The organism is Paenibacillus sp. FSL R7-0302 (assembly GCF_038006885.1).
GTDB lineage: Bacteria > Bacillota > Bacilli > Paenibacillales > Paenibacillaceae > Paenibacillus_AQ.
On sequence record NZ_JBBOWB010000001.1, the window covers coordinates 2,775,362 to 2,799,705 of the forward strand.

At 53.2% G+C, this 24,344-nt stretch carries 19 protein-coding genes; 3 read left to right on the forward strand and 16 right to left on the reverse strand.

Annotated elements, in window-relative coordinates:
- Window positions 1-70 precede the first annotated feature (70 nt).
- The 4 genes from MKY96_RS12190 to MKY96_RS12205 all read right to left on the reverse strand — a co-directional run bounded on the left by MKY96_RS12190 (window position 71) and on the right by MKY96_RS12205 (window position 6,672).
- Complete coding sequence (locus MKY96_RS12190; RefSeq protein WP_340940678.1) at window positions 71-3,121, reverse strand: CBM96 family carbohydrate-binding protein; 3,051 nt, start codon at window positions 3,119-3,121, stop codon at window positions 71-73.
- Between the two features lie 85 nt (window positions 3,122-3,206).
- The gene (locus MKY96_RS12195) at window positions 3,207-4,775 is read right to left on the reverse strand and encodes an extracellular solute-binding protein (RefSeq protein WP_340940679.1); all 1,569 of its coding nucleotides are present in this window, start codon (window positions 4,773-4,775) and stop codon (window positions 3,207-3,209) included.
- A gap of 43 nt (window positions 4,776-4,818) precedes the next feature.
- Window positions 4,819-5,688 (reverse strand): carbohydrate ABC transporter permease, encoded by an 870-nt coding sequence (locus tag MKY96_RS12200; protein WP_340940680.1) that lies wholly within the window; start codon window positions 5,686-5,688, stop codon window positions 4,819-4,821.
- Between the two features lie 15 nt (window positions 5,689-5,703).
- Window positions 5,704-6,672 (reverse strand): ABC transporter permease, encoded by a 969-nt coding sequence (locus tag MKY96_RS12205; protein ID WP_209870926.1) that lies wholly within the window; start codon window positions 6,670-6,672, stop codon window positions 5,704-5,706.
- Between the two features lie 261 nt (window positions 6,673-6,933).
- Between MKY96_RS12205 and MKY96_RS12210 the strand changes: the two genes are divergently transcribed.
- Complete coding sequence (locus tag MKY96_RS12210; protein WP_340940681.1) at window positions 6,934-9,225, forward strand: helix-turn-helix transcriptional regulator; 2,292 nt, start codon at window positions 6,934-6,936, stop codon at window positions 9,223-9,225.
- Between the two features lie 43 nt (window positions 9,226-9,268).
- On the opposite strand, the gene MKY96_RS12215 is transcribed toward MKY96_RS12210, so the two are convergent.
- The 9 genes from MKY96_RS12215 to MKY96_RS12255 all read right to left on the reverse strand — a co-directional run bounded on the left by MKY96_RS12215 (window position 9,269) and on the right by MKY96_RS12255 (window position 18,901).
- Entirely contained in the window at window positions 9,269-10,024 is a 756-nt protein-coding gene (locus tag MKY96_RS12215) for a MerR family transcriptional regulator (RefSeq protein ID WP_340940683.1), read from the reverse strand.
- 300 nt (window positions 10,025-10,324) lie between these two features.
- Window positions 10,325-11,209 carry a CPBP family glutamic-type intramembrane protease gene (locus MKY96_RS12220; RefSeq protein WP_340940684.1) on the reverse strand — a complete coding sequence of 295 codons (885 nt, stop codon included), beginning with the start codon at window positions 11,207-11,209 and terminating at the stop codon, window positions 10,325-10,327.
- 265 nt (window positions 11,210-11,474) lie between these two features.
- The gene (locus MKY96_RS12225) at window positions 11,475-12,719 is read right to left on the reverse strand and encodes an MFS transporter (protein ID WP_340940687.1); all 1,245 of its coding nucleotides are present in this window, start codon (window positions 12,717-12,719) and stop codon (window positions 11,475-11,477) included.
- Window positions 12,720-12,845: 126 nt separating this feature from the next.
- Complete coding sequence (locus tag MKY96_RS12230; protein ID WP_340940689.1) at window positions 12,846-14,339, reverse strand: N-acetylmuramoyl-L-alanine amidase; 1,494 nt, start codon at window positions 14,337-14,339, stop codon at window positions 12,846-12,848.
- Window positions 14,340-14,595: 256 nt separating this feature from the next.
- Window positions 14,596-15,585, reverse strand: a complete 990-nt coding sequence (locus MKY96_RS12235) for an alpha/beta hydrolase (protein ID WP_340940690.1) — start codon at window positions 15,583-15,585, stop codon at window positions 14,596-14,598.
- Between the two features lie 119 nt (window positions 15,586-15,704).
- Window positions 15,705-16,967, reverse strand: a complete 1,263-nt coding sequence (locus tag MKY96_RS12240; protein WP_340940692.1) for a hypothetical protein — start codon at window positions 16,965-16,967, stop codon at window positions 15,705-15,707.
- Between the two features lie 14 nt (window positions 16,968-16,981).
- A complete protein-coding gene (locus MKY96_RS12245) occupies window positions 16,982-17,794 on the reverse strand; it encodes a hypothetical protein (RefSeq protein WP_340940694.1) in 813 nt (270 codons plus the stop codon).
- Window positions 17,791-18,480 carry an ABC transporter ATP-binding protein gene (locus tag MKY96_RS12250; RefSeq protein WP_340940695.1) on the reverse strand — a complete coding sequence of 230 codons (690 nt, stop codon included), beginning with the start codon at window positions 18,478-18,480 and terminating at the stop codon, window positions 17,791-17,793. The genes MKY96_RS12245 and MKY96_RS12250 overlap by 4 nt, the downstream gene beginning before the upstream one ends.
- Window positions 18,473-18,901, reverse strand: a complete 429-nt coding sequence (locus MKY96_RS12255) for a GntR family transcriptional regulator (RefSeq protein WP_445671480.1) — start codon at window positions 18,899-18,901, stop codon at window positions 18,473-18,475. The genes MKY96_RS12250 and MKY96_RS12255 overlap by 8 nt, the downstream gene beginning before the upstream one ends.
- Before the next feature lie 429 nt (window positions 18,902-19,330).
- On the opposite strand from MKY96_RS12255, the gene MKY96_RS12260 reads away from it, so the two are divergent.
- Window positions 19,331-19,645 (forward strand): helix-turn-helix domain-containing protein, encoded by a 315-nt coding sequence (locus MKY96_RS12260; RefSeq protein WP_340940699.1) that lies wholly within the window; start codon window positions 19,331-19,333, stop codon window positions 19,643-19,645.
- A gap of 5 nt (window positions 19,646-19,650) precedes the next feature.
- Entirely contained in the window at window positions 19,651-20,583 is a 933-nt protein-coding gene (locus tag MKY96_RS12265; RefSeq protein ID WP_340940700.1) for an IS3 family transposase, read from the forward strand.
- Between the two features lie 363 nt (window positions 20,584-20,946).
- Here the strand turns inward: MKY96_RS12265 and MKY96_RS12270 are convergent, their stop codons facing one another.
- The 3 genes from MKY96_RS12270 to MKY96_RS12280 are packed head-to-tail and all read right to left on the reverse strand — an operon-like array spanning window position 20,947 to window position 24,306.
- Window positions 20,947-22,557, reverse strand: coding sequence for a bifunctional metallophosphatase/5'-nucleotidase (locus MKY96_RS12270; protein ID WP_340944541.1), 1,611 nt, complete (start codon window positions 22,555-22,557; stop codon window positions 20,947-20,949).
- A gap of 24 nt (window positions 22,558-22,581) precedes the next feature.
- Complete coding sequence (locus MKY96_RS12275) at window positions 22,582-23,409, reverse strand: carbohydrate ABC transporter permease (protein ID WP_340940701.1); 828 nt, start codon at window positions 23,407-23,409, stop codon at window positions 22,582-22,584.
- Window positions 23,410-23,421: 12 nt separating this feature from the next.
- Entirely contained in the window at window positions 23,422-24,306 is an 885-nt protein-coding gene (locus MKY96_RS12280; RefSeq protein WP_340940705.1) for a carbohydrate ABC transporter permease, read from the reverse strand.
- Window positions 24,307-24,344 lie beyond the last annotated feature (38 nt).

Consider the following 24,344-nt stretch of genomic DNA (forward strand, 5'->3'; position numbering starts at 1 on the left):
GTTACTCTCTTTCACTAAACTCATCCAGTTCTACTCTTCCAGTCACGCTCTGCTTAGCGCATCCACTCGGTTACAACCCGCTACTCACCATCAAATATGGCTTGTTATCCGAATTCTCAGAACTGGCCAGCGTTACAACGATTCCCGTAGTATTAGGATCGCTCCACTGAAAGGTCGGCGTAAGTCCAGCCGCAGCTGCCGCGATAACATAAGCGGTCACATCCGCGCTGTACCAGCCGGCCCCGGTAACCCGGACCGTTCCGAGATTCGTTCCGCCGCTGACGGGCCGGTTATTCCAGGTGATGCCGCTCTCGGTCCATTGCGCTCCGGTGTAGCCCTTTAGTGCAAGTGTAACCGGAGAAACTGGAGCAGCGGTAACATAGACATTAAGCGTTACGGACTGCACCTCTGTTCCAGAGAGATTCAGTTCCGCCTTCATGAAGGCAATGCGATCTCCTCCTCCCTGTGCATTTGGAAGATCGGCAACCTCCAGCACAGGCTCCTGCCCGTAATTAGTTGAGGGCTCATGTTCATGGACATAGGCATCCATGGTGACCGGGATCACCGGATCTGCCGGAGCACTTCTCTCGATATTCAGCAGATAGAGATCTGCGGTTCCGTCTTCGTGGTACACCAGGACCGGCACATCCGCAGGCTCTGAACCGATCGTAACGGATGCGGCTGTTCCCGATGCCACTGGCATTCCATTTACAAGCACTGCATCCGAGGCCTTGGCGGTAACCGGTGTGACCTGCAGCGCCGTTACGTTGCTGCTGACAGTTAAGGTATAGGCCTTATCACCCGAAGCGAAAGGCTTGTCCCACTCTCCTGCCGACAGCGTTAATCCGCTGAGTCCGCCGTGCGGCAGCAACGCCGTAGTGTGTGGCAGGTCATGGGCGCTGGCATAATAATATCCGGCAGCCTGAACTCTCCTCGGCTCGAATCCGGCTTGACGCCCCGACGGAATAGCCTCCGAAGTGAAGGCTGCCCGACCGTCCGCACCTGTTACTGCCGCCGCGTAACGGCCTGCTGAATAGGTGAACCGTCCTTCTATAGCCGCCCCTGCGAGTACCGCCCCTGTGGTATAGTCACGCACTTTCATGGAAGCTGCCGCAGCGGTTCCAGTATATGATAGCTGCATATCTGTCACGATCATCGGCTTCAGCGCTGTGCTACCGGTGACCGCAGACACTTCGCTGGAGAGCGGCCCGATATTACCCGCCAGATCACGGGCGGCGATGCGGTAGTAATAAGTGGTATCCGGGAGCAGTCCCTTGTCCTGGTAATTCAGGCCCCGGGCGAGACCGGCAATATTCGCAGAGGTTGGCGTGAAGCCGGAGACCGTGCTGCGGTAGATAATGTAGCGGTCTACCTCAAAGTTGTCAGTAGCGATTCCGTAATTCAGCCTTATGCTCTGATAGCCGCTGGCAACGGCGGACGGAGTGCCCGCAGGTGCAGACGGTGCTTCTTGATCCTCCGGTGCTGTCCAGATGACACCGCCTGGTCCCCAATACGAAGGCAGGGCCCGGTAGGAATCATAGTGATGGACAGCGATTCCGCCGAAGGCGCTGCTCTGCCCGGAAGCGGCATAGACCTTGTCCAGCTCTGCTTCCATGTGGCTGCGGCCTTCCTCCTGGAAGGTGATGGTCTCCGGGTCACCGCTGTTCGCAATGTCCAGCGTCTCTACCCCGATGACTACGGAATTCGGCTTGCCGATCGCCTCGGCATAAGTCAGCTCTCCAGCTGCGCCGGCAATGATGCCTGCGGTTCCGTCTGCGGAATCGCGGTAATCCATGATCGAGATGTAATCGGAGATATCCTGGATATGCTCGGACAGCCATTTCGTCGTGCCGTTCCACTGGATATTCGCCCCCTGCTCGGAGGAATCATACCATTTAGGGACAGCAGGGCCGAAGGGCAGCCGGATACCGGCTGTATCCCGGCGGTCAATCATTTTGCGCAGGCCATCCAGGTACTCCTTTTGCAGAAACTTGCTCGGGTCTTTGAAGTCCGGGGAGATATACGGCTCGATGTCCACATTGATTCCATCGAACTTCTCATCCGCATCCGCCGCAAGATTGTAGTTAATAATCTGCTCGATCTCCCGTACGGCATGACTATGGTAGCGCTCATAAGCACCCATATAAGCCGGGGAGGTTCCGCCTGCGACAAGGGCATGGACGCTTAAATTCCGCGCATGCGCCCAGCGCATGAAGGAGCGCAGCTCATCCTCCTGCTCCTCCAGCGCCCGGTAGCCCGCGTAGTTGCCCACAGCCAGATACAGCGTCGTCACCGGCTCTGATCCGAAGGTTGCGGTGTCCGTAACGAAGGACTCCAGCACCTCCCGCGAGCCCGGATTCAGCAGCAGCTTATAGCTCTCCGGCTCCCAGATCCACATGGCCCGGTCCTGATCCGGCAGAGGAAGCGCCGGCTCATGCGTGCCCGCACCGACCTGCGCATAGACGGTCGGGCTGTAGCCGTAGCGTCCGGGAGCATTCGTGGCCCGGGCCTCCAGGCTGATCGTGCGGTCACCGATGCCCGCCGTATTCCAGGCATATACATATTCCGTGCCGTTATAAGCGGCCTGCTGCCACGGTCCCCGGTTCACCCGGACCTGCACGGCCGAGACCGGCGTAATCGATTCTGCCTGAACGGTTACCGCCACCTGTCCGGTCACAGCAATTCCTTCGTCCGGGCCGGTAATCGTCACCACTGGCGCAACGCCTGTGGGGTTGTTCACCTCAAGGGTGACGGACGGACTCCACACCCCGTAGCGGGTGGAAGTATCCAGCCCGCGGGCCACCAGCTCCACCGAACCGTTGTAACGTGAGGTGTCGAGGGTGTAAGACCAGCTGCCGCTGTCATCCCCGTCCGGGTCATCCAGCAGCACCTCGAACTGCGCTGTCCCGTTCACATACAACCGGACATCATACAGTCCGGTATAGGTGCCGCTGATCTCCACCGGCCCGCCGGAGGATACATATCCCCCGGGCGGTTCATCCAGTGTAATGGTGCCTGCGGCCCGGGCAGTGCCCGGAACTGCCATTATCACAATAATCAGACCGATCAAGGGCAATATCCATCCAAGCCGTTTACCAGAACCTTGCAGCCTTTGCTTCATAAGCGCCGCCTCCTTTAATGGTCAAGCGAATACCCTGATTGCCTAGCCTGTGCTTCAGCGGTTCTTCTTTGCGGTCCGCACCCGGTTACTTGCTGCCTAATTGAATATTCTGAACGCGGTCGTAAGCTTCCTTATATGTCGCCAGCAGCTTGTCTACTCCGAGATTGTTAATCTCCTCGACATACTTATCCCAGTCCGCCAGCTTACGGGAACCGGTCACGAACTTGGCGAAGCTCTCATCGCGGTGCTTCTTGATCGCCTGTCCGGTGATCGAGATGACTTCATTCTCCTTCTCGGTGAAGGCCGGACGCGGCTGCATGTTGGCCGGATCGTATTTGACAGCCTCTTCATAAGCGTGCTTCAGGTCATCCGAGAACAGGGACAGATGGGCGTTGAAGTCAATCCACGTATACGTTCCGCTGGTCTGAAGTCCCGTCTGCTTCCGCATCTCAATCACATCGGTATATTCCGGCTTGAACTTGATCGTATCGCCTTCCTTCACATACGTCTCACCTTCCACACCCCAGCTGCTGAGCGTCCGGCCGTCCTCCGAATAGAAGAAGTCCATGTATGCCATGATATCCTCGATATTCTTGGAGGTCGAAGCAACCGTCAGACCGCCCTCCATGTAATGGAAGTAAGGATTCAGCTGTTTGCCGCCCTCAAGCCCTGCGGGAGGAGCCAAGAACTGCATATTGAATTCAGGATTCTCCTTGCGCATCGCATTATTGAAGAAGTCCACACGGCTGATATAATCCACGGTTACAAAAGACTTGCCGGTAGACACCATGTCCTGCCACTGCTTGGTCTGCAGCGAGAGGAAGTCCGGCGGAATCAGCCCTTCATCGTAGAACTGCTTCCACATGCCTACCATTTCCTTGTAGCTGTCCTCTGTCGGCCCATAGCGCCATTCTTTTGTATCAAAATCGTAGTACGCCCCTTCGCCTGTTCCATAGTTGACCGTCATATTCGTGTTCATCTCATCGGGGATCTGTCCGTAACGGAGCGACAGCGGGTAGCTGTCCGGGTATTTCGTCTTGAGCGTCTTCAGAGCCGTATGCAGCTCATCATAAGTCTTGGGGGCCTGAATGCCCTCCTTCTCAAAAACATCCTGGCGGTACATCCAGATCATCCGGTTCGTCTCTCCGAAGCCCTGGTTCGGGAACATAAACATTTTGCCGTCAGCGGAGAGTGCGGCCTTCGCCTCATCCGGGTATTGCTTCATCCAGGCGGTCAGATTCGGCAGCTTGTCCATGTATTCCATCAGGTCTACGAGTGCGCCTTGCTGGCCGAATTTGTTCGATTCCTTGCGGTTGGGCATATACATCAGATCCGGCAGCGCATTGGAAGCCACCGCCAGGTTCAACGCTTCAGCCAGCTTCCCGGAAGGTGTCTGCACCTCCAGAGTGACGCCGGTCTGATCCTTGATCCAGCCCCAGACCGGCCAGTCCTTGGAATATGGGAAGGTGGCATTGTTGTCCAGCAGGGCGGTGAAGGTGTGGGCCTGCTTCGCTTCCGAAGCGGCCGGAGAAGCTTCTCCTCCAGGTGCAGCCGTAGCCGCAGGCGAAGCGGAATTGTTATTGCCCCCGCTGCAGCCGCTCACCAGTATTGCCGCTGCCGCGAGGGGCAGCATTACAGACTTCCATTTGTTCATTCCTCATCTCTCCCTTAAGTAGTAGTTATGGTTCAGGGCCGGTTCAGCCCTTCACTGCACCGATCATGGCGCCTTTGACAAAATACTTCTGAACAAACGGATATACCGTGAGTATCGGCAGCGTAGAGACCATAATCGTTGCATATTTGAGTGACTCTTCAACGACCTGGTTGTCTCCACCGATCCCGGTCACATCCCCCGAGCTTGCGCTGCCCGCCAGCACCAGATTGCGGAGCAGCACCTGGAGCGGGAACAAATCCGGGGTGCGCAGATACAGGAGCGGATAGATGAAGTTATTCCACATGCCCACTGCGTAAAATAAAGCAATAGTGGCGAAGGAAGCCTTCGACAGCGGAATGATAATACGCATGAATATCCCGATATCATTCAACCCGTCGATGCGCCCGGATTCCTCCAGCTCCTTGGGAATGCCCGAGAAGAAGGTGCGCATCAGAATCAGATTCCAGGTGCTGACCGCGCCCGGCAGGACCATGCCCCATACAGTATCCACCATATTCAGGGAGCGGACCACGAGGAAGGTCGGGATCATCCCGCCGCTGAAGAACATCGTCACGACGATCAGCATTGTGAAGGTCTTACGCAGCGCCATATCCCGGCGGGAGAGCGCGTAAGCCCCGGTTGACGTAACCACCAGCGAGATCAGCGTGCCGAGCACAGTGTAGATCAGCGTGTTTTTATATGCCGTCCAGATCTTCGGGTCTCCAAGCACCAGCTCGTACATCTTCACATTGAAGCCCTTGGGCCAGAACGATACCGTGTTCTTGATGACATTGATATCGCTGCTCAGAGACACCGCCAGCATGTGCAGGAACGGATAGAGCGTAATCACCACAACGATCAGCAGAAAGAACGTGCTGACAACATTAAACAAGGATATTCTCGGTGATCTCATCACCACACCTCTTCTCTACCATAGACTTGTCTCGCTGACCCGGCGGCTGATGTAATTGGCGCTATAGATGAAGATCAGGCTGATGATGCCCATGAACAGGTCGATCGAAGCGCCATAGCTGAAGTTCCCCTGCTCCATCCCGACCCGATATACGTACGTGCTGATGATGTCGGCCGTATCGTAGATCGCCGGGTTCTGCATGAGGAACACCTTCTCGAAGCCAATCTCCAGCACCTTGCCGATATTCAGAATCAGCGTGATGACAATCGCCGGTGAGATGCCGGGCAGCGTGACATGCCATATTTTGCGCATCCGGCTAGCCCCGTCCATGTCGGCTGCTTCATAGAGCTGGGGATCAATCGCCGTTAATGCCGCCAGATAGATGATGGTCTCCCAGCCGATATGCTGCCAGATCTCCGAGAGGACATAGATCCCCCGGAACATCCCCGGCTCATTCATGAAGTTAACCGGTCCGATCCCGAACGTGCCCAGCAGATTGTTAATCAGGCCGCCTGTCGGCGACAGGAACATAATGACCATGCTCGCCACAATGACATTTGAGATGAAATGCGGCAGATAGCTGACCGTCTGCACGAACTTTTTGAACGCGGCCTTACGGACTTCATTCAGCAGAATGGCCAGAATCACCGGGGCAGGGAAACCGAACACCAGCTTGTACAGACCCAGGAGCAGGGTGTTCTTCATCAGCGGCCAAAAGTCAGGATTCTCAAAAAACATCCGGTAATACTTCAGCCCCACCCAATCGCTGGCCCAGATTCCTTTAAACAGATTATAATCCTTAAACGTAATGACGAGGCCGAACATCGGCGCATACCGGAAAATCAGATAGTACAGCAGGCACGGCAGGAACAGCAGCCATAGCGTTTTGTTATGGTTCCAGGTCCGCAGCAGACGCCCTTGACGCCGGTAAGGATCTTTCATTTCCTTTCGCAAGTTGTCTTGTACTACACTCGTTTGAGCCATAGGCATTCCCCTCTTGTTCTTAATGATGCAGCTCGCTGAATGTCAGCTAACTTCCCCTCTGTTTCCGGGGTTTGTCTCCGAATTATAGCGGCAAGTCTTTGGGAAGCGCTATCAGCATGTTATATATCTTTTCGCCTTATTTGCGTATTTCCCTAGAATAGCGTATAAATCAGCAAAAGTGCATATTGTGCGTGTCAGCTTTGGGCCGCTATGATAGGATAAAACGATAACCAAGCGGCTGCACCTGAAGGGGGAATACATATGAAGAGACCGCTTACCAGCCAATTTGCCCTTAGCGGCCTGTTCGTTAAGCTCATGCTCAGCTTCCTGAGCGTCATCCTGCTGCTGGCTTCATTCAATCTGTTCTCTCATCTATATCTTAGCGGGAAGGTCTATCAGGAGGTGGTCCGGCAGAACGAGCAGAGCCTGAAGCAGACGGTGGAAGGGTACGAGAATCACTTCCGGCTGACGCAGAATATGATTCTGGCGCTGACCCAGTCGGATACGTGGACAGCCAACCTGGGCATTCTCAGCCATCTGAAGGAGAACCGGCGGTATGATATTCTCAGTGAGGTCAAGTCGGATCTGATGACGCTGTACGGGAATCCTTTTCTGCATATTGAGAATTTCATTCTGTACTTCAAGGCGGAGGACTATGTTCTTGAGAAAGAGGGGCTGAGTACCGCGGCCGACATGTTCGGCAAATATTATTACAGCGGGGAGTATCCGGCGGACTTCTGGAGCGGCCAGACCATGGACAACCAGTATCTGAAGGTCCTCCCTGCTGCTTCTTTTACGGAAACAACAATGAGCTCCTCGCGTGCGCTCGGGCGGCTGATGCCGGTCATGATCAAGGCGATTCCTTATGAAGAGGTCTACGGCATTGTGATGCTGAATCCGCAGCGGCTGGAGCAGGCGTACGGGGATGCCGGGAAGAATCCCTTCTATATAATGGATGCGCAGGACCGGCTGCTCTTCTCCACCGCAGAGACGGAGCTGCCAGCGCTGGAATATGCCGTTACTACAAGCTCACATGAGCGGATCGGGGACAACTATTATTTCTATCAAAAAGGGGCGCAGACCGGCTTCACCTACGTCCGGGTCACCGAGGTTGCCGCCATCGCGAGCGGGCTGCGCGGCATGCGGCTGCTGCTCGCGGTTCTGCTCGCTGCTGCGGTTCTGGTCAGCCTACTGTTCTCCCTCCTGTTCAGCTACCGGCTGAACCAGCCGCTCCAGCGCCTGATCGCCGCGTTCGACCGCAAATCGGGCAGCGCCCCCGGCAAGGTGAGCAGCGTCAAGGAGTTCGCCATTATCGGCGACCGACTAAGCTCCATCCTGGAGAACAACCGGTTCATCCAGAACGATCTGGCGCACAAGAATTCGCTGGTCCGCCAGTATGCGTATACCCATAAGGTGAAAAACATTCCGCTGAACGCAAGTCTGAGCGAACTGGAGGATGCGCTGCATTCCGAACGGCCGTATGCCTCCATCCTGTTCAAGCTCAGCTTCACCCGCCTCCCGGAGGATCCGGAGAAGCATACGCTGGCCTTATGGCAGCTGATTCAGCGCCTGTTCACCGGGGAGGAATCCGAGAACGTCGCCTTGCAGCCGGAGCAGGATCTGCTCTTGCTGCTGCTTTTCGATCCCGGTCCGCAGAGCGGCATACTTCAGGTGCTGGGTACACTCCAGGAGCTGCTGGCAGAGGAGCGTTCCCTCTACCTCACGATAGCGGTCAGCCCGGTGTATTCGTGGGAAACCCCGTTCACCGATGCTTACCACAACCTGTCGGAGCTGCTGAAGGAACGCAGACTGAACGGGGAGACACAGATCATCGTGGAGCCGCGGGCCTCGTCGGCCAAAACGTTTCATCTGAAGGTCACCCATGGGGAAGAGCTGCATAACCTGCTGCAGTCCGGCAGCGAAGAGGCGGTCTTCGGCTGGATAGACCGCCAACTGGAGCAACTGTCGAATAAGGATGCCGCTGCGGAGGATTTCCGGGCTTTTGCTGCGGGGGTGGCAGAACAGACAAGCAAGACCGTCATGAAGCTGAATCTGCCGGAGCTTGAAATGGGGCTGGTCGCGGCCCTGTCCGGTGAGCCGTTCGCCGCCTTCTATTCCACGCACCAGTATAGTGAATGGCTCCGGGAGCTGGTGACACCGGTGCTTGCGGCGATCCGCAGCGGCTCGGAGGCCCGGGACCCGGTCATCAGCTTCGTGCTGGAGTATCTGGAGAAGCATTACGGTGAGGATATCAATCTGAACATTGTAGCCGACAAGCTGAATCTGACCTCCGGCTATCTGTCGAGCATCTTCAAGGAGAAGACCGGCATTAACTTCAGCGAATATCTCAACACGCTGCGGATCGAACGGGCCAAGGAGCTGCTGATGAACATCGACCTGCGCATCCAGGATATCGCACTTCAGGTCGGCTACCAGAACGTGAACTCGTTCATCCGCATGTTCAAGCGTGCCTCCGGCCTGACCCCGGGTGAGTACCGTAAGCGGGCTGGCGGGGATAATCAGGAGCTGGGTTCGGTGGCGGGGGAGGAATGAAACAAGCGTGCCCCGGATGGTGGCACGCTTCATGGAACAACGATTAAGGGCGGGGATCTTCCTCACCCAGATAAATGCGGATAACCGCATCCATATATTGCATGACTTCGGTGGTCATCCCGTACACTCGCGTATTCTGGCCCTCCTGCGGAGTAATGTAGTCCCAATATTTCTGGATGAGCTGCTCATCTCCGCCAAACATTGTATCGGCGTATTCTATAATAGAGGACGCAAGCTGCTGCGCTGCCGGTGAATCGGGCGGCTCTGCCAGCAGTCCCTTAACCCGCCTGAGAATATCGGCCCACTCCATAGTCAGCGGATTGCTTACATCGTTGATCGGCAGCAGCTCGAGTTCCTCTGGTGAGAAATACTGCTGCCGTAGTGCTTTGCCTTGCGGAGGCTGTTCAAGCTCACGGATAAATTCAAGCATCTCGTCTATATTTACTTGTTCGCTTGCCCGCATGGCGTATAGGGTAGAATAGAGCAAATGCTCTACCGCTTGCAATTTGTCCTGCTGCTGCTTCACGAAGGCCATCTGCTGCGTAAGGGCCCGGCTCCATACGGCAACATCATTGTGAGCTACTTCACCGTTGTCGAGGATAATCTTGATCTCACTCAGTTTAAAATGCATGTGTTTCAGCACAGCGATCTTCTGCAGCCTTAAAATATCATTCTCACTATAAGATCGGTACTGGTTGCCGGTCTTCCTGTCCGGCTGGAGCAGGCCCAGCTTCTCATAATAATGCAAGGTGCGGACAGAAACACCAGTAAGCTTGGACAATTGCCCTACAGTATACATCGGCTTCCCTCCAAAATAGGTATATTATTGGCTACATAAGAAGCACTTAAGAGCTAAACTTGAAGCTTTATCGTCACTGCGGTGAACATTTGGACTTCCGGCCGCTGTTAGGTTTGGATTTCCTGATTTATACCGCTGAATGCGGTAGAAATCCAAACCTAAAGGCGGTCGCTGACGCTCCTGCAGTTCCAAATTTCCCCTCCGCTTCTTTTGCTTTTTTGTTAATTTCTTGAATGCTTCTTATATAGAAGGTTTGGCACAGTAATTCATCCGGCCATGCCAATGCCGAATGATCGTTTATTACTGAGAGGCTGTCCGCCGGCGACGCCGGCGCCACAGGTTGAACAGTAACAGCAGTCCTGCGGTGCCGACAATCACAACTCCGAACTGGATGACAACCGGGCCTGTCCCTGCCTCCAGCTCATTGTACGTTAGTAAACTCTGATCTCTCTGCAGAATGACAAACCGCGCCATTGCCAGATACGCCAGGTGAAAGCCGATGGAAGCCCACAGCGATCCGGTCAAGCTGCGCCATAGCTGAAGCACCGTGCCGAAGCAGAGCAGCATAATCACATATTCTGCATTAATGCTATTTCCGCGGCCCTGTCCGCTCCAGGCTTGCAGCTGGTTTACAGTGACCGGCACCAGTACAAACAGCAGCACCTGAGCGCCATATGCAGCATAGGCAGGCAGCCGCAGCCGCAAGCCGCTGTATACGATTCCTCTCATCGACAATTCCTCCGGCATCGCCTCGTACAGAAAAGCGATACATGTACTGAAGGCTACTGCCAGCAACAGGTCCACGGAGAAATGCCAGGCAATAATGGTGGTCCAGCCCAGCGCCCCAGTAATCATTAAGCCTATTCCCCCCATCAGCAAGGCAGATGCGCCGCCGCCCAGCAAATGCAGGAATGCGGCCGGAGTCAATGGCAGCAGCTTGGCGGTCAGCCGGAACCGGCGCTGAATGAGATAAACGGCAGGTACAATGAGCAGCGCTGCGGTCATAGCCTGGACGACAGAAATGGTGTTGTCCGCCCCGCCGGAGGCCCGCACAGCGTTCCCGGCAACCGTGGCGGTGAACAGCCCCAGCGTCATGGCCAACCATCCAAGCGCTGTAATCGCCAGCCATCTCCCGGATGATTCCCGGCCATCGTTGTGCTTTGCAGATGATGTTATTCTATCCATTGTGCATCCCTCCTGCTGCCATTGTAAACCCTCCAGTATACGTCAGGGTCAAGCCTGGGATTATCTTTGAGCATAGGGAAATCCAAATTCAGCTGTTTCCGCCGCTCCTCTAACCGTACATCACGCCCCTAGTCATGCCCATGCGTGGAGCTCTAACCTACTTGTCTGGTATAACGACAAAAAGCCGCTAACCAGCGGCTTTTCAGGGGATATGGTTTCAGTTAACGAGCAGAAGTGTTCTATCTGTTTAGATCATATATTTATGTTATTGCACAGCCTGTGCCTGCTCCGGCGCTTTTTGATTCATGATGGGAAGCATCATTAAGGCGCCTAGGAGGAACAGTATGCCAGCCCCGCCATAAATGGTACTCAGGGAGAAGGCGCTTTTCAACGCACCTGCGAACGACATGGACACGACCATCATCCCGACAAACATCGGATTCAGCACACCGTTGACCCGGCCGACAATAGCGCTGTGCGACCACCTCAGAATCATGGTACTGATTCCGATATGAATGCACGGGAACATCAGCCCGTTCAGGAACTGCACGGTCAGCGTGAGCGGAACGCTTGTTGAGAACCCGACGATAGTGGTACATACGGCACCTGCCAGCATCCCCATGGCGAGCAGCAGCTGGGGCGGAACCTTTTTGGCGAAAGCGGCCACGAGCCCTCCCCCGATCAGCATGGCTGCACCGTTGACCATCAGCATGTATTGCAGGAACTCCTTGCTTCGGCCAAGCTGCTCTGTGACGATGAACAGATTCAGTGCCTGGGATACACCCACAGCAAGTCCGGCCAGTACAAACGCAAGTCCGAGCATCCGCAGCACCTGGCTCTGCCAGACATACCGGAAGCCTTCGGTGAAGTCCTTACGGAATTGCCCCTTCTCGGCAACTGTCCCGGCTTCCATATGATCCTCCGGCAGACGGATAAGCACGAGTGCCGACAGCAGAAAAGCAACGCCCATTACGGCAATGGAGATCTCAAGGCCGAAGGTGCTGTATACGAAAGTACCTAGCATCGGTCCGAGAACCATGAAGATGGCCATCAGCGACTGGAAGAGTGCCATCCCTTGCTGCAGCTGCTCCTCCGGCACATGGAACTTAAATAACCGCATGCTCGAAGGCTGGGAGAACTGCGACAGAATGGCCGAGATGAACGCGACCAGATACACGGATTCCCACGAACCGAAGTGAATGCTGAGCAGAACGGCGAATACCGATACCGCTGACAGGGAATCACACCAGATCATCGTCCGCTTCGGCCGCCACCGGTCCGCAAAGGTTCCTCCAATGAAGGAAAATACAAAGATAGGTGCAAATTCAGCTACACTGATCAGCGAAATGGCGTAGGGATCATTGTTGGTCCTCTCCGCAACATAGAGCAGAATAGCAAAATTACGCACCCAGATCCCGATCTGCAGCAGCACGCTGGATAACAGAATCGTCTGCAGAAAGCGATTACGGAACAAGCTAGGCGTATTCGCGCTTTGTTCATGCGGATTCAATCTTCTCAACCTCCTGTTTATTTACAAAATACGCTCAGCTTCTTAAGGCGGGGTTCTCCTCTCACTCTCTATATTATAAGGAGCGGACCGCGATCTTGAAAGCTATAAATGCAGGAGCAGACGGGGTCAAGCGACCCCAAAATATTCCTTCAGGCCCGCTACGATAGCAGCCGCTACCCGGTTCTGGAAATCGTCGGAGAACAGGATGGCTTCCTCGACGGCATTGGATAAGAAACCAACCTCCAGCAGCGTAGCTGGCATATTGGAATATTTCAAGACGATATATTTGTTGTATTTAACCTTGCGGTCCGGAAAGCCGGTGGTCCCTTGCAGGTGCTTATGCATGATACCGGCGAAGGCTTTACTCTCCTGACTGTAGTAGTAGGTTTCGGTTCCCCGGACATTGGGCATCCCCGTGGCAGAATTGCCATGGATGGAGACAAAGGCATCGGCCTGCAGCTCGTTGGCCATCTCTGCCCGTCGCTTGTTGGGCGGATAGGTATCGTCGCGGCGAGTCATCACCACATTGAACGCCGGCTCCTGCAGCAGCAGACGCTCTATCTTCAAGGCGACGCTAAGGTTAAAATCTTTCTCCAGCTTCTTCGTAATGCCGATCGTTCCCGGGTCCGCAGCCCCATGGCCGGCATCAATAACAACGGTTTTCTTCCCGTTGCCCGGCTGAACCGGCTCTACCGGAGGCAGCTCGGCTGTGGCAGAGCTCAGGTCGACGACCAGGAGCCGGGAGGCGGCATCCTCCTCGATGTAGCTGGTATACTTCATATCCGTTGAGAGCGCAATCACAATCCGCACGGTGGCGGCGTCCGTTCCCGAAAGTCCGTAATACAGCTTATTGACATTGGGAACGCCGGTAACAGTCTGCTCGCCCGATTGGGTGCGGCTATCCCATGACACCGTCTGTAAGAAATCTGCGGAAAAGGCCGTTCGGGGCAGCTCCACCACAATCTGCAGAGGTTCGTTTCCGGTATGTACAGACGGCTGGACATTGCCGGTAAAAGCAAGCATCAGGCGGTCATCGCTGAAGCTGAGACTATGGACGGTGGAAGCCGCCGCGGCTGGGGCGGGCAGGGTCACCGGCTGTTCCGGGCCTTCAGGGCTGACCGGAGCGGGAGTGACAGCCGGCTCTGGAGCCGCCGGTGAAACCGGCGGCACCGGCGCAAGCGGAGCTGAAGTCAAGCCCACCACCTTGCGGCTGTTGTCCCAGCTCACCTGGACACCCATGGCTTCGCTGATGAATCGCAGCGGCACCAGCGTGGTTCCGTTACGGTTCCGGGGAGCGGTGGCCAGCGAATGGGAAGCCCCATCGATGAGGGCTTTCTTTTGGCCAATCGTCAGCACTATGCTGCCAGATTCCTTAGGGATGGTTACGGTTCCAACCTGTTGATTCCAGAGGACCCCCATTCCCATATTCTCCGCAATGATCCGCAAGGGAACCATCACACTGCCGTTAATCAATTCAACCTTGTCTTTCTTTTGCATAGGAATGGCTTGCCCGTCCAGTATGATGGTCGGACTTGTCTTCACGGCGGCACTGGCCTGCCCGCTGAGCGGGAAGCATAAGAATAGGACGGCGAACAGGAGGAACCAATTGCATTTTTTCATACTTGCATCTCATCCATTTCATCTAATTTGTAGAATTGCTGATTCTTAAATTAGACTCCAGTAATTGGAATAGGTTGCGAAATTGAGTATTTATAATTAGTTATATCAAGTGGAAACGGCTTTGCCGTCCTTTTAAAGGACGGTACCGTTTCAGCAAGAAATAGAAGGATAATTATAGCGCGAAGCATATAAATTCTTATCTTTCTACAAAAAAACGGCACCCCTAGGGGCGCCGCACTATATTATTCCATTCTCCCTACTTCGCTTGCTTCAATTGAACGGTCTTCATGTATTCCTTGAATTCCTCGGCGATTTCTTTGTACTTCGTATGGTGCAAGTAATGGGAGCCTACCATCGGGATCAATTTACCCTGTGCAGACTGCTTCGCCTGCTCCTCATGCAGCGGAATCCACTGCTTGTTCCGCTCGTTATTGGATTGCGCGAACAGCAATACCGGCAAATCCTGCGGGTATGTCAGCTTTTCGGCATTTTTGAAATTGGAGCCAAGGTGGCTGAGTTCATTCATCAGTGTGGAGTTATTGCCGTGTACATTGGTGATCAGTTTCATCTGCTCTTTGGTATGCTCATCATAGTCAAGCGATTTAAACGAATCTCCGCCCAATTTTTGGAGCAGCCGCATCACACCAGAATCCTTGGCAAACTTCATGGCCTTCAGCGGCAATTTCACATCCATGCCTGGCTGATTGGGCACACTACTGTCAATCCCTACGAAGGCTTGAACCTCATCCGGATAAGCATTCACATAAGACACGGAGTAGAGTCCTGTAATGGAATGTCCCATCAGAATGTAACGCTTCAGCCCGAGCTGCTGCACAGCTTCATGAATTTCACTGATAATATTCTCTGTCGTTCTTTCTTTATCTGTCCCATCGCTCAGGCCATAGCCGAAAGGCTCTATGGCTACGACTTTGTACGAAGGCGTCAATTGATCTATCAGCGGCTTGAAATCAAGCACAGGCGAAGCGGTTCCTTGCCCCGGCAGCAGAACTATGGTCTGTTCCCCGCTGCCTTGAATCAGCACATTCATCTTTTTGCCTTCTACATTAACGTACTGCCCGTACGATTCGATCTTCTTCTTCTCGATTCCGGTACTGATAACATTAACAATAAAGGTGATGCCTATGAACAGCACGAGCACTCCGATAATGCCACCTAATATTTTCAACCATAATTTCCGTTTCTTGCGTCCCTTTTCAGGTTTATTTATTTCAGCGGTTCCTGCCATGTCCATCTTCTCCTGTTCTTCTATCTGTAGATTCGCCTTAGCGGTATAGGTAGAGTGTACCTGCTTAAGATGTCCTCTTCGTGACGGGAATATGAACGGAGTATGAACAGGGGGATACTTTATCGCGTAATACTTATATTCAATAAGCTGACATCATCCAACTGGTTAACGGGTCTCCCATTGGCTTTGACCAGCGCAGGTATACCTTTGTAGAGAATATGGCCGTCAGTTATGTCAGCTACCGCTGTAATTGGCATGCTGTTGTTGCTGATAACACCGCTCCCGGTTTGCAGCAGCAGATACACCCGGCCGTTCGCCGCCTGGGCTTGACTGATTTTCCCCTTGCCGAGTTGGCTCGCATTTATAGTCACTTGGGGGTGATCCGTCTTGGTTGACAGGTCATAGCGGTTGAGTGTCACCGCCTCCTCTGCTATGTGAAGTGTAGTGAGCGTATCTCCCTCCAGGATATAATGGGTCCAAGGCCCTGGCGCTCGTTCTTCTTCCCTCTTGGCAGCTAGCGGCAATTCATTCACTTCTCCAGAAGCATATTGGTATTCAAAAAGTCTTTTAGAGAACACAACAGGAAAAGTGTCGGTTGCCGCTGGTGTACCATCAGTCCAGATCTTGCCGATCTCTTTCACCAGAAATAGCACTCTGCTGTTGGCTGCTGTCTGCTTTGCTTCAGTGATGATCCGTATCTCCAGCCCGCGATCCTTTCCGGAGGGTGTGCCTAAGGGCAGTTTGACACTGCGGATCGGTGAACCCGTCTGAGCATTATACACGTTATCGATTATCTCATGATCTTGGTTCACCTTGTTAACGTTAGTAAGTACATGAATTTCTGACCCAGCCTTCTGTACGTCTTCCACGCTGGCGTATTGTGCGGAATAGGGTTGCTCATCCGTATAATGGACTTGCTTTCGCGTGGCCAGATCCAGCACATCGATGTTCCAGCGAATCTTGCCCTCCTGTTTCAAGTTAGTTGAACCGATAGAAGCCGACTTGGCAAAAATGAGTGTGTCTTGATCCCGGTAATAGCCGCTCGTCCCCTTCTTCCCTCTCATAAATCCTGAATGCTCCTCATACAGCGCATTGAACTCTGAATAAGTCTGCACATCTGAAGGACCTTTGCTTGTCATCCATTGATCCCGGAATGTCTGCCCAACTCTCTTGCTGCCCGATGCGGACACTTCAATGGCATAAGAGCCTTTCCCGCCCACATAGCTCCCAATCAGATTCACAGGGGCAGCTTCGGCCGAATCCCCCTCCAGTGTCTGCAACTGATATTCCGGCAGGCGCAACTCTGCCCCATAAGCATAATAAGTTCCAAGCGAAGCCACTATTAACAGAACAAGCGCGCCCGTAATCGTGTAACGTTTCACTAGTCATTCACTCCCTAAACGGTGATCTTCTTCGAGACGAGCCTGAAGCCAAGCGTGAGTGTAAGGCTCATGACAACAATATAAATGCACAAACGGATGACTGTTATCTCCCGGGGATAGAAATACACATACGGATGTAGGGAGAATGCGAATCCGATTACCGCCGCGCATGAAGCAACATACAAGATTGCATAGATTACACCGGCCAGATGGTAGCTTCGCTCAAGTAATATTGCCGTAAAGATCACAAAGACAGCCAGAATCCCTGTTCCGTAATAGATGATAAATTGCATTCCGTCTGGCGGCAGCAAGTATTGTACAAAAACCAGGTTAGAGGCTACCGCTTCAGCCAGCAACGAGGACATCCTATATTCGGAGGGAACCATCCAGTCAAATAACTGGCGTTCGAGCAGCAGCAGCAGCACTTGGATTGAAACCATAGCAAAGACAAATATGAAGATTGCAGTGGCTTTGGCCATGTATACGTGTCGTCTTGCCGTCGGCAGGGTGAACAACCGGTAGGCAAACTTATCTCTACCAAACCAGTCACGGTACCAAATTCCAAAGACATACAATCCCAATACGATAAGGCTGATTAAAACAGGTATCGTGAACAAGAACTGAGAATCTCCGATGATATCGGCAAATGAAAAGTTTCGTGGAGAATGCTCTGTGAGGCGGGCTGCTTCTTTCCAGCCTCTAACTCTATGCCGGGTAGTATACACAAGTCCGATAATTTGAATAGTAGCCGTCAAAAACATCAGGCTGAAGATAGCATATTGGAAGCGGTGAACTTCCAGATGGACAAGCTTAAGATATCGATTCAAGGGAGGAGGACCTCCTTCATGATGTCAACGACAGATTTGTTCTCCTCAATTCGGATCTGTTCGCATTCAAAACTACGGGCTACAGCTCCATCACGCAGCAAAACAGCTTTGTCGATAAGATGCTCGATCTCTCTCACTTCGTGTGTCGTCAGGAGTACACCGCGGTTACCGACCAGTTCACTGGATAACACCTCTGCGATTCTCTCCCGGTTGAACAAGTCAATCCCGGCAAAGGGCTCGTCCATAATCACATAATCGGAATCCTGAGCCAAGCCGAGTACCAGATTGAACTTGGCGGCGGTTCCTTTCGACAAGCGTCCCGCCCGTTCCTTATAATCAAGATCGAAGAAACTCATAAGTTCGTTCGCCCTCCCTATGTTCCAACTGCTATAAAAGTCTTCCATGAACCGAAGTGCATCAGAGAGCTTCATGGATGCCGGAATTGCCAAATGGTCCGGGATATAGGATATCTGTTCATAAGTACCCTGGCTAATTGGCTCGCCATCAATCAGAATGCTTCCTCCCTGAATCGGTGTAAGCCCCATTAACGTTTTTAGTACAGTGGATTTACCCACTCCATTAACCCCGATCAGACAAGTGATTTCTCCCTTCGCGGCAGTGAATGAGACATTTTTAAGAACCTGTCTGGTTCTGTATTTTTGGCTAACACGTATAAGTTCAATCATCGTTCTTTCCTCCTCTTACACTATCACAAGAATCTTCCGGGGATTTCTGACTGATTTCCGTTTGCGCCTTTGTATATACCTGTTGAACCACATGCAGCAGCTCGTTAAGAGGAACATCAATGTTACGAATGGAAGCCACGAAGGCCTCAACGGCTGAGCCGAGCAGCTCCGCCCGGATCTGTGCCAATACATCCAGATCCAAAGTAACGCGGCTGGGGGAGTTACCCTCTGTTACAATCAATCCCTGATCTTCCATTTCTTTATATGCCCGCTGAGCCGTATTTGGGTTTATCTTTAACTGGGCTGCCAGCTCCCTTCTGGAAGGTATGGTCTGTCCAGACTGAATAACACCGGTTACGATCTTTTCTTTGAAAAGGCGAACGACTTGAGAATAAACAGGATCACGGCTATTGAAGGAGATACCTGCCCATTGGTTGACTGTGTTCAATATTGACACCCCTTATACTCACAAGTGTATGTACTAAGTGGTTAATACACTATAAGGTGTATTATGGTGTTAATACATCAGATTGTCAATAGTTGGTTAATATCTGAAAATAAGTGAACAGAAAAAAATCATCCTAAAGGATGAATAAGATTACCTTCGCGCGAACACAATGTATGCTGTTTTTCACATACATTCAGGTCGTATGCCTGCTTGCGAGTATAATGTATGCTGTTTTTCACATATATTCAGGCTGTGTGCCTGCTTGCGAACACAATGTATACTGTTTTTCACATACATTGGTCCATATGCCTGCTTGCGAGCACAATGCTCCACAGCCCCCTAAAGAAGTTGGAGTCCTCCCCCACAAAAATGTAGACTAGATATAGGAGGAGGATGAACGGTATGGGACACTTAACAGGAACAAGAGAGAAGGCTGCGCAAGAGGTGTTGTCAGGCATTAAGGCAGCGGTGGTTGCCCGAAAGTATGGGGTGACCCCATCGACGGTGAATCAGTGGGTGAGGGACTACCGAGAGACCCATGGGGAACAAGATCATCCGTATCCCCAGGAGCAGGTGGAGGAACTGAAGCGCCTCCTGGAAGTGGAGCAGAAATACGAGAAGGCCGTCAAGATCCTCGGCGAAAAGGAGTTAGAGATCGAGATTCTACGTGAACTGCTAAAAAAGCCAACCCCTGCTTATCCGAAAAAATCGAGGTAGCCGACATGTTCATTAAGCAGGGGAATACCGCAGCGTTGGTACTACGTCTCGTGGGGCTAGCAGAGTCTACGTATTACGACCGTAAGAAACGCAAGAAGCAGGTTGCACAGGCCGTATCCCAGGGGCGCGGAAGACCCGTACCCGGCTATTCCCTGACCGAGTCTGGAGAGAAGATTAGCGACGAGGAAATCCAGGAATGGCTGCTGGAATTAATCACTGGAGAAGAGCATGTGTACGGATACAAACTTCTGGCCAAGTGCTTATGGAACCAGCACGGGCTGAGGCTCAATCACAAGAAAAGCTATCGGCTGTGTCAGGCGCTGGATATCCTGCAGCCGCAGCGCCACAAGCGCTTTAAGCACCCCCGGAAGCTGCCGGAGAACCGAGTCATTACCGGGGCGGGCCAGCTCTGGCAGATGGACATTAAGTACGGGTACGTGGCGGGCCGTGACCGGCATTTCTTTGTCCTGAGCATTATCGATGTGTTTACCCGTGTTATCGTCGGCTACCACCGAGGATCGTCGTGTGAGGCCAAGCACGCCTGCCAGACGCTGGGACGCGCCATGGAGCAACACTGCGCCCCTGACAGCGCACGCCCGGTGATCCGCACCGACAACGGTCCACAGTTCGTCAGCCACCTGTTTGGCGACATGTGTGAAAGCTGGGAAATGACCCATGAACGTATTCCGCCTCGAACGCCGGATTTCAATGCTTTTATTGAATCGTTCCACAGTAATATTGATCGGGATTTGTTCCGCAAAGAGGCCTTCGACACGTTCGAAGAGGCCTATGAAGCAGTGGACCGGTACATGGACTTTTACAACAATCGCAGAATGCATACGAGCCTTCGGAACATGCCGCCAGCTACCTTTGCGGAGTGGGTCCAGACTCTAGAAGACCGCTCCCGCTTCTTCTGGCCGAGAGAAAAAGCGAAATAAAGAGCATATGTACGACAAGTGCTGATTTTATATGGAGGACTCCGGGATAAGGGGGTCGCACCGAATGTATACTGTTTTTCACATACATTGGTCCATATGCCTGCTTGCGAGTACAATGTATGCTGTTTTTCACATACATTGGGTCCATATTCCACTGTAACAGCCCATTGTATTCGGTTGTAAGCATACCCTCAGCCTTCAGTCACATTCAGCATCAAAGTCCTTCTACGAATCTTTCAAAGAACTCGTATCCACAAATTTACACACACCTTTTCCACAGCAGAAGGAAACTATAGCTTCCTATACAATAAAAAAAGAACAGCCCCCTCATTGACCATTCATCAATGAGAGGTGCTGCTCTTTTCAATCCATCCCCACAATAGACCAGTTATGATCGACCTCCGGTATGATCGTCTGGCGCTCCCGGATGTAATGGACCAGCAACTCGCGGACGCTGCAGTCCGACTCCCAGTGCTTGACGGCGCTGACCAATCCCGAAGCCTTCAACATGCTGCTATACCGGTAATTGTTGACAGCAAGCTGCAACGTATCTGTATCGGCAAGCGTTCTGCCCCGGTAGGCCAGATGGATGATCCGCTGGCCAACAGGCTGCGAGATATCGATCTGATAATTAATCCCGGCGAACATATCGTAGAGGTAGCTCGGCACCTCGGGATCGGCGGCAATCTCCGTATCCCCGGGCTGCCACTGCCGGAAATGGGCAGCGGAAGCTTCCGTATAAGCCTTCAGCTCCTTGCCGGTGACGGTAACCACATACAGCACATTGTCAAAAGGATAAATGCGGTAGACATCTGCATACGTCAGCGGTCCCTGCTTCAGATCCGCCTTGTCGTTGAACAGGCTGGTGGCGGCAACATCCGCTCCGCTGGCCTCCAGCATGGCCCGCTGGATCAAGGTAATGACCGCCGTATCCTGCACACGCCCCGCCGGCAGACCGGCAGCAGTCTCTTCAGGCTGGAAATCGGCGGCCGCATAGCCCAGAATGCCGCCCTCCCCCTCTATCGAAGAGCCTCCGCCGCCTTCGGCGATGAACCGGAGGGTCTCTTCATGCGCCCCTGCGATCAGCTTGCGCAATTCCGGGTCCGGCGCCCAGCCGCTCATGTCTACCACCGTGACCTCGCGGCTCACAACCTTGGGTTGTCCGCCATCTACCTCAACCGTCAGGTCGAAGCGTACAACTTCCCTTCCCCGGTCACGCGGTCCTCCAATGACCGTACTCCCAATCCGCTGGTTCACGGTAATATGCATATGGCCGACCAGCAGCACATCTGCTTCAGGAACCAGCTCCGCAATCCGTCCGGCGGCATCCGAGCCGCCCTCTTCATCGAACTCTGCAACCATGCCCGCATGGGCGCTGATCACAATCAGGTCCGCCTTCCCTTCCGTGCGTAGCGAGGCCGCAATAGTCTGCGCGGTTTCGGCCATATGTCCGAATCGTAAGCCTTCAACCTTGCTTCCATCCCAGCGCGGAACGTTGGGATTCGTCAGGCCGATGACCGCAATCCGGATACCTTGCTGCTCAAGGATCACATATGGCTCTGCGAAGGGTCTGCCTTCTGCGTCCCAGACATTCGCAGCGAGCACCGAGAAGCTCAGCTCCTGCTTGATTCGTTCAATCAGGCCAAGGCCGAAGTTAAACTCATGGTTGCCCAAAGTCAGCGCAGCATAGCCCATGGCATTAAGTGCTGACGCGACCGGATGCTTGTCCTCCGGCCGCTTATTGTAGACATCGTCAGTCAGCATATTCCCCTGGAAAATGTCTCCATTATCGATCAGCAGAACCTCCGTCCCGCTCTCTCTAAGCTCCCGGACATATGCGGCTACTCTGGCGAGCCCGTCATTTACGGTATCAAGTCCGTCCTCGTAACGGTACCCCCACAGATTGCCATGAACATCCGAGGTTGCGATAATCACGATCTTGCGCAGGTTACGGCTTGCTGCCGGTTCCATCATCTCGTTCACCCTTCTTCCGTCTCTTCATTTCAGAATTGCGCCTGCGGTGAAGCTCTTCTCCATCTGGTCGCTGAACAGCACATAAGCGAGCAGAATCGGCAGCGTAGAGATCACCATGGCTGCGGCCAGCGGTCCCCAGCTAATGCTGTATTGCCCGCTGAAGTTCATCAGCCCGAGCGGCAGCGTCCGCAGCGTCTCCTTCTGGATGAAGGTTGCCGCCATCAGCAGCTCATTCCATACGGCGAGGAACACGAAGATGGCAACCGAGGCCAGCGGCGGCTTCAGCAGCGGCAGCACGACCTTGAAGAAGGACTTCACCACCCCGCAGCCGTCGATGAACGCAGCCTCCTCCAGCTCCTTCGGCATACTCCGCAGGAACGCCGACAGCATATAGACACCAATCGGCAGATTCACAGCGATGTACGGTAGAATAATCGACAGCCGCGAGCTGAGAAGGCCGAGATTCTTCAGGATCATGAACAGCGGGATCAGCGTAGCATGAATCGGCACCATGACCCCCATAAGCAGAATGAACAGAATCAGACCGTTATATTTGAATCTCATCCGTGTCAGCGCATAAGCCATCATTGAAGCGAACAGCAGCACGCACAAGAGGGTAATCAGCGTAACAGATACACTGTTGAAAAAGTATTGATTCACCTTGGCGCTTACCCAGGCCTCTGTGAAATTGCTAAACCGCCATTCTGTGGGCAGCGCCCAGACCACTCCGCCGATAATCTCCGAATTATCCTTAAATGCACTTACCACAAGCCAGTAGAGCGGGAACAACTGGAGGACGGCAATGAGGCCCATCAGTAGATAGATGCCAGTGTTTTTGGTACTCTTCAGCATGTCCGGTCCTCCTTAATATTCAATTTTTTCACGGGTCAGCACTTTATTGAGCACCCAAGCAATAATCAGGCACTCCAGCACCATGAACACGGCAAGTGCGCTGCCGTAGCCGAAGTTCTGCTTCAGGAACGCTTCCTGGAACATTTTCAGGGCAATCATGGTCGTGGAATGCAGCGGTCCGCCATTCGTCATCACATACACACTTTCAAAAGTCTTGAGCGCATAAATCACGTTCAGCACGACACAGATCCGCAGCACATCAGACAATAACGGAAGCGTGATATAACGGACGGCCTTCCAGCCGACAGCTCCGTCCAGCTTCGCGGCCTCATAGTACTGCTCTGAGATACCCTGGATACCGGCAAACAGGATCAGCATGTTATAGCCTACATAATGCCAGGTCGTTACGATCAGGACTGACAAGAGTGCCGTCTTGGTATCTCCAAGCCAGGCCTGAGCCCAACTGCCGAGGTGAGCGGCTTCCAGCAGCGTGTTCAGCATTCCGATGTTCGGATCGTAGATTTTGACCCACAGCAGACTGACCATCGTCGTTGACATAACCACCGGGAAAAAGTAAATATTGCGGAACCATTTGCGTCCCTTCATTTTGCGGGAGACCAGCAGCGCCAGGCCGAACGAGAGCGGAAGCTGGACGAACACGCCCGTCAGCAGGAAGGCCACACTGTTCCATACCGCCTTCCAAAAGCTTTTATCTGCGGTGAACATCTTGGTGTAATTATCCAGGCCTACGAAGGCCATTGGGTTAATTCCGTCCCACTTCTGGAAGCTGTAATACGCCGTCATGAGGATCGGCACGAAGTAGAAGACCAGAAACACGGTTAAGCCGGGTACTAGAAACAAAGCGATTAATTTCTTATCCGAGAGCGCTCTTTCCATCACTATCCACCTATCAGAGTGCAGAAAAGCGATGCGGT

Excerpts from the sequence above, each read along its gene's own strand:
- MKY96_RS12220 (WP_340940684.1), bottom strand. The coding sequence starts at position 11,209 with ATGGATAGAATAACATCATCTGCAAAGCACAACGATGGCCGGGAATCA.
- MKY96_RS12210 (WP_340940681.1), top strand. The coding sequence starts at position 6,934 with ATGAAGAGACCGCTTACCAGCCAATTTGCCCTTAGCGGCCTGTTCGTT.
- MKY96_RS12275 (WP_340940701.1), bottom strand. The coding sequence starts at position 23,409 with ATGCTGAAGAGTACCAAAAACACTGGCATCTATCTACTGATGGGCCTC.
- MKY96_RS12265 (WP_340940700.1), top strand. The coding sequence starts at position 19,651 with ATGTTCATTAAGCAGGGGAATACCGCAGCGTTGGTACTACGTCTCGTG.
- MKY96_RS12190 (WP_340940678.1), bottom strand. The coding sequence starts at position 3,121 with ATGAAGCAAAGGCTGCAAGGTTCTGGTAAACGGCTTGGATGGATATTG.
- MKY96_RS12205 (WP_209870926.1), bottom strand. The coding sequence starts at position 6,672 with ATGGCTCAAACGAGTGTAGTACAAGACAACTTGCGAAAGGAAATGAAA.
- MKY96_RS12235 (WP_340940690.1), bottom strand. The coding sequence starts at position 15,585 with ATGGCAGGAACCGCTGAAATAAATAAACCTGAAAAGGGACGCAAGAAA.
- MKY96_RS12200 (WP_340940680.1), bottom strand. The coding sequence starts at position 5,688 with ATGAGATCACCGAGAATATCCTTGTTTAATGTTGTCAGCACGTTCTTT.
- MKY96_RS12215 (WP_340940683.1), bottom strand. The coding sequence starts at position 10,024 with ATGTATACTGTAGGGCAATTGTCCAAGCTTACTGGTGTTTCTGTCCGC.
- MKY96_RS12280 (WP_340940705.1), bottom strand. The coding sequence starts at position 24,306 with ATGGAAAGAGCGCTCTCGGATAAGAAATTAATCGCTTTGTTTCTAGTA.
- MKY96_RS12250 (WP_340940695.1), bottom strand. The coding sequence starts at position 18,480 with ATGATTGAACTTATACGTGTTAGCCAAAAATACAGAACCAGACAGGTT.
- MKY96_RS12195 (WP_340940679.1), bottom strand. The coding sequence starts at position 4,775 with ATGAACAAATGGAAGTCTGTAATGCTGCCCCTCGCGGCAGCGGCAATA.
- MKY96_RS12230 (WP_340940689.1), bottom strand. The coding sequence starts at position 14,339 with ATGAAAAAATGCAATTGGTTCCTCCTGTTCGCCGTCCTATTCTTATGC.
- MKY96_RS12270 (WP_340944541.1), bottom strand. The coding sequence starts at position 22,557 with ATGATGGAACCGGCAGCAAGCCGTAACCTGCGCAAGATCGTGATTATC.
- MKY96_RS12260 (WP_340940699.1), top strand. The coding sequence starts at position 19,331 with ATGGGACACTTAACAGGAACAAGAGAGAAGGCTGCGCAAGAGGTGTTG.